This is a genomic window from Brevibacillus borstelensis, from assembly GCF_036700025.1.
Lineage (GTDB): Bacteria > Bacillota > Bacilli > Brevibacillales > Brevibacillaceae > Brevibacillus > Brevibacillus borstelensis.
Genome location: NZ_CP144922.1, coordinates 5364001 through 5370000, shown reverse-complemented (window position 1 = coordinate 5370000; position 6000 = coordinate 5364001). Strand labels below are relative to the sequence as shown.

General features: G+C 51.1%; 5 protein-coding genes. All 5 read left to right on the top strand.

Features of this window, described 5'->3' with window-relative positions:
• Positions 1 to 124: 124 nt before the first annotated feature.
• Positions 125 to 1030, top strand: coding sequence for a hypothetical protein (locus tag V5G20_RS25765; protein ID WP_039070368.1), 906 nt, complete (start codon positions 125 to 127; stop codon positions 1028 to 1030).
• 344 nt (positions 1031 to 1374) lie between these two features.
• Entirely contained in the window at positions 1375 to 2073 is a 699-nt protein-coding gene (locus tag V5G20_RS25760; RefSeq protein WP_003389952.1) for a response regulator transcription factor, read from the top strand.
• Positions 2070 to 3515 (top strand): sensor histidine kinase, encoded by a 1446-nt coding sequence (locus V5G20_RS25755; protein ID WP_024984554.1) that lies wholly within the window; start codon positions 2070 to 2072, stop codon positions 3513 to 3515. The genes V5G20_RS25760 and V5G20_RS25755 overlap by 4 nt, the downstream gene beginning before the upstream one ends.
• A 388-nt stretch (positions 3516 to 3903) precedes the next feature.
• Positions 3904 to 4080: a hypothetical protein gene (locus V5G20_RS25750; protein WP_155808001.1), complete on the top strand. Its 177-nt coding sequence runs from the start codon at positions 3904 to 3906 to the stop codon at positions 4078 to 4080.
• Between the two features lie 195 nt (positions 4081 to 4275).
• Positions 4276 to 5787, top strand: coding sequence for a nitrate/nitrite transporter (locus V5G20_RS25745; protein WP_172920770.1), 1512 nt, complete (start codon positions 4276 to 4278; stop codon positions 5785 to 5787).
• The last annotated feature ends 213 nt before the right edge of the window (positions 5788 to 6000 follow it).

Here is a 6000-nt window from a genome sequence, read left to right as displayed (position 1 = left end):
TTGTTTCCATCTCCTGTGGAGTGAGAAGCAAGGCCTTTTTGTGTACAAGCAATCAATTTTCATACTTTAAAAACAGTAATGTATATTATATAATGGTAGCTACCAAAAGAAGGGAGCTGTTACCATGCGTAGTCTGGATTCTTTTTTGGAATTGGGTTTGATTGGTATGGCAAGAGGGGGAAGACACGGCTGGTTTTATGCCCACTTTGGAGCAGCGTTTTTGGCCGGGTATTTTATGAATCAGGAGCATGAGCTACCCGAGCACGTAAAGCAGGGAATAGAGCGGATATGCGAAGGCTTTCGGCGGAATAACCCGGAATGGTACACACCGCTGCTAGAAAGCAGGGAGGAGCCGCATCTGCTGGAACGACTGGTAACGGGCATTCAGACAAATACAGAAAGACTGAGAACCTCCGGACACGGATTGGCGCTGGGGGTACTCGCTCTCAAAGCGTTACGGCAACGGCCGGAACTCATTACAGCCGAGATCGTGGACGGCCTGGTCCATGTATTGGAATTGACTACGCAGGACAGACAGAACCGATATTGGGGCATCGATAACTACTTTGAAGTAACCGAACCGGATGTCCGGCCATTTGTTCCCCCCTATCGAGACACTGTCGATATGGCGCAGCGTGCATTTGAAGAGCTTCATACAGTATCAGCAGGAAGAAAGATCGATGGCGTCATGTACCATTTCGCCGGAGAAACCGAGCACAGCATTACGTTTGCGCAAGCACTTACCGACCTGGAACGCTTCGGCTATAAGGACTTGGTCGATGCAGGCATGATTAACCACCGCATACAAATGTACCTCAATCGCCAAATGCCTGAGGAGGTACGAAGGGACCAAGTGCATGAACCGGAGTTTTCATCTGTTCTTGCACCGGAATATTGGGAGAAGACATACGAAGATCCGCATGCGTTAAAAGTGCCTTACGCCGCGCTCGATCTGTTGAAGCGAATTCCCGAGGGGGACAGGGAGAAGGCTGAGTATGGGGTTTGCAAATTGTTGACCATCATGAAATAATAAGGTGTACGGGATGTGCTGCGGAATCGGCACATCCTTTTTCGATGGATAAAAGCTATGAAGGACTTTTGCCTGCCTATCAGAAAAAGCGCTTTTGTTTTTGCAAGGATCACCCGATGCCGGTATTTAAAAAAGCCTCGGAAATCAAAGGAATGTATCGGAAAGCAATGGAATGCATCGGATTGTACCAGAAAATCCAGCCCCATCCTGTACTGGAGAATCATACTATGGCGGCATGACTTATGCAGGTCCACAAGCAAGCTATTATATGTTACCATGATAAAAATTTATGCTTTTCTGCTTACGGATGGCAGGCACTGTCCACAGAAGGGAGGTTGTTGACCATGATAAATACGAAAGTGTTAGTCGCGGACGACGATCCAAATGTGTGCGAAATTATCCGTCTGTTCTTTTCCAAACAACAAATTGATTTAGTCGTGGCAAACGACGGGAAGCAAGCCTTGGAGCTTGTGGAAAAGGAGATTCCCGATCTCATCGTTCTCGATGTGATGATGCCCCATATGGATGGCTTTGAAGCGTGCAGAGAAATCCGCAAGAAATGGGATACTCCGATTATCATGCTGACAGCCAAAGATGAAGAATTCGACCGGGTGCTTGGCCTCGAGCTGGGCGCCGATGATTATGTAACCAAACCGTTCAGTCCCCGGGAGCTTGTGGCCCGGATCCGGGCGATCTTGAGACGGACGCAGCCGAGAGAAAAGCAGGAAGAGGATACGGCGAAGGTACTTACCTTTGATCGGCTCATGATTGATATTGAAAAACGGGAAGTGCTGGCTGCAGACGAGAAAATCAGTTTTCGTCCAAAGGAGTTTGACCTGCTGGTGCACATGGCGAAGTCACCGGGCACCGTGTTTTCACGTGAGCAATTATTGGAACAGATATGGGGTTTTGACTATTTCGGAGATGCCCGTACGATTGATGTGCACGTCAAAAAAATCAGGCAAAGGCTCCAGGTGCTTCCTTATGAATGCATACACACCGTGTGGGGGATCGGCTACAAATTCGGAGTGGATGAAGCATGATGGGGATGTCAAAAAGCATCTTCCGCCGTCTGCTGTTCAGCTTTTTGGCTACGGTCCTCATCGGCTTGGGCTTTTCCGGCATCCTGATCTCCTTTCTCGCAAAGGAGTACATTTACGGTGCCCAAAAAGAAGAGATGCTTCGTCAGGCGAAGCGAGTGAATGCCGCCATCCAAGACAGCAATGTAATCAACCCGGCACTGCTTGGAAAATTGGCCTCGCTCGATGAGTCCTTTAACATGCGCATCTGGCTGTTTGACCAAAAAGGCAAGATTGTGGCGACTTCTATGAAGGATGAGGTATTTACGGGAAAAGCGGTTGCCCACTCCATTGCCGATTCCGTATTAAAAGGAAAGAATGCGGTTACGGAGTTAAAGATGGAAGGCTTGGAAGATCCGATGCTATCCGTATCTATCCCTTGGGGCAAAGGGGAAAAGGTGTACGGGGGGATCATTCTGCATGCGCCGATTGAGGGAGTGGAGCGGACCTTTGCCCAGATGAGGGAAACGATTCTCTGGGCGACCTTGTTTGGCGTGCTCTTGTCTACGGCGATGGTTTCGTATTTGTCCTGGTCCATTTCCAGGCCGCTCAGAAATATCGAACGGACGACAGCGGAGATCGGACGGGGGAACTACTCCGAACGTGTACAGGTAGACACTGCCGACGAGATTGGCGACCTGGCCCAGACGATCAATACGCTCGCCGGCAAATTGGAGCGTGTAGAACAGGAGCGGCAGCACCTGGAGCAAGTTCGGAACGATTTTCTTGCGAATGTCTCGCATGAATTGCGGACGCCGCTGACGGCGATGCAAGGCTTTTTGGAGGCGCTGCAGGACGGGCTGGTCGAGGAAGAGGAATCCCGTCAGAAATACTACGCGGTCATGTATTCGGAGACCTTGCACATCAGTCGGCTGGTCGATGATCTGATGGACTTGATGAAACTGGAGAACAATGAAGTAACGCTGGCGAAATTCCCTGTTGATGTGGAAACGCTGATGAACAAGGTGGCGTTTTCCTTCAGCCCGGAAGCCGAGGAAAAGGGCATTGAGATCATCGTAGAGCAGCCGAAGGGCCTTCCCAAGGTGTACGCCGATAAAGACAGGGTCGCACAAATTTTGAAAAACCTCGTGAAAAATGCGATCAAGTTCACCGATGAGGGGACGATTCGCCTCTCGGCCCGAAGCGATGGACAGTGGGTGGAAATCTCCGTCAGCGATACGGGGATCGGCATCTCGCCGGACGATCAGGAGCGGATCTGGGAGCGCTTTTTCAAGGTTGACCGCGGCCGTTCCAAAAAGAACAAGGGGACAGGGCTTGGACTTGCGATCGTCAAAGAATTGGTTGAGCTGCACGACGGACAGGTAACACTGGAGAGCGAGCCGGGGAAGGGAAGCGTGTTTATCGTCCGGCTGCCGGCACTGAACTGCGAACGGTCGGTTTCCTGACAGTCTGACAGTTTGAGAAGGTCATCGTTTTTTCATATTTTGTTCATGGTTTTTTCCCACTCTCCTCACAGGATGATCATCTTTCCCAGCTACGATATACATGTGGCCGAAAGAAGTCACAAAGTAAAGACAGGAAAGGGGAGTTCAATCATGAACAAACGATGGATATCCTTAGCGGCAGTCGCACTTCTTCTGTCCGGCAGCTTGGTGGCTTGCTCCAGCCCGACCAGCAACCCGGAACCAGCGACACAACAAGACGGAAGCGCAACGACCCCTGGCTCTTCCTCCACAACCGAAACTGATCAGTCTACAGATAGTTCTGTTTCCCAAGATCAATCGACTCCTGACGCGTCGACGGGAGCTTCGGATTCCACACCGGGGTCTTCTGATGCGTCGACTGGATCGGATTCCACAACCGATTCAACGGATGCGTCGAAAGGTTCTTCCGATGCATCGACAGGTTCGGCTGATTCTCAGTCCGGAGATGCTGATGCAAGCAAAACTGAAGGTGGTACAACCGACCCAGCTGCTTCAACGGGTTCCGGCAACTAAGCTGTACATCTAGTACGACATAACGTTCAAGTCGCGTCTGAGTGCTTTCAAACTACTTCCCTCCCACATTGATATACGGGGTGGCCTATGCCACCCCTTTTTGTTGTCTTCATAAACGAAGAGAGGGCACCTGTGAGATTTATCACAATCTCCTGCTCCAAATTCAATTACCATGAGGGTGTAACTTCCTCAAGGAGGATGAGTGCTCATGGTAAAGAAAATACAATTGCCGCTGCAGACCGCCAGTCTGGTCGTCGGGTTTATGGTCTGGGTGATCCTATCATCATTGATGCCATTTATGAAAGAAAGCTTGTCGCTCGAACAGGGGCAAATCGCCTGGATTACGGCCATTCCGGTTTTGCTCGGTTCCCTTTTGCGGATACCGGTCGGCTATCTGGCGAACCGTTACGGGGCGAGGCTGCTGTTTGCCATCAGTTTTTTGATCCTGTTGGTCCCCGTGTATTACATCAGCGAGGCTACGAGTGCAGCCGACCTGATGATCGGAGGACTGTTTCTGGGCATCTCGGGAGCGGTCTTTTCAGTCGGGGTGACGTCGCTTCCCAAGTATTATCCAAAGGAAAAGCTGGGCTCCGTCAACGGGATATACGGAATGGGCAATATCGGGACAGCGATCAGCTCTTTCGGGGCGCCTGTCATCGCAAGCTATTGGGGATGGTCGGCAACGGTTCAACTGTACATGGTGCTGCTAGCCGGATTTGCGGCGCTGAATCTCTTGCTCGGCGATAAAGCGGAACCGCGGGTAACCGTTTCCTTGAAGGAGCAGATCAAAAGCGTCTACAAAAACGAAAGACTCTGGTTTTTAAGTCTCTTCTACTTCGTTACGTTCGGCTCGTTTGTGGCCTTTACCGTCTATTTGCCTAACTTTTTGGTCGCCCATTTTGAACTGGACAAAGTGGATGCGGGGCTGCGCACGGCAGGATTTATCGTCCTCGCTACGCTGGCCCGCCCGATAGGCGGGTGGCTCGGTGACCGCTGGGATTCGTTCAAGGTGCTGCTGGTCGTCTTTGCCGGAATGACCGCTGCGGGCATCCTGCTGTCCTTCTCGCTGTCGATCCATTTGTATACAGTAGGCTGTCTGGTGATTGCGGCCTGCGCGGGTATCGGAAACGGAGCCGTCTTTAAACTGGTGCCGATGTATTTTTCCAAGCAAGCGGGAATTGTAAACGGAATTGTCTCCGCCATGGGCGGTTTGGGCGGTTTTTTCCCGCCGCTGATGCTGACCCTGTTGTTCAATCTGACCGGACATTACGCGATCGGCTTCATGGCGCTTTCCCAGGTGGCGCTCTGCTGCTTCATCATGGTGATGTGGATGTACTACCAGGATCGGCTTACGCTCGCCCTCAGCATCGTGGAAAACACGGTCGAGGCGATCGTCGTTACGGATAAAAAAGGGACGATTACGTTTGTGAATCCTGCATTTGAACAAGTGACCGGTTACAAAAAAGAGGAGGTCATCGGCAAGAACCCCAGCATACTCAAGTCCGGCAAACAAGATCGGGCGTTTTACGACAGGATGTGGAAAGCGATTGAGGAGCAGGGGTATTGGGCCGGGGAGATATGGAACAAGCGAAAAGACAATGGCCTGTTTTTGGAGTGGCTCACGATCAGCGCGATCCGCAATGACGTCGGTGAGGTGAAGTACTATGCCGGGATGTTTAGCGATGTGACCCAGCAAAGAGCAGAAAAGGCTTCCGGGTGAAAAGGGCGGCGGGTGAGGCAGAAGTTGAGGGTAGAGGTGTGTAAAGCTGGGCGAAAGAACGATACAGCTTCCATGGAAGAAAGATAAAGGGGTGACAGACAAACAAATACAGGCAGACGCATACAGGCGGTCGTATGTGCCTGTCTTTTTTCATGTACGGACTTGTAAGTACGAGCCGACCGGTTTGTGAAGAAGTGATGACAAAACGAGCAG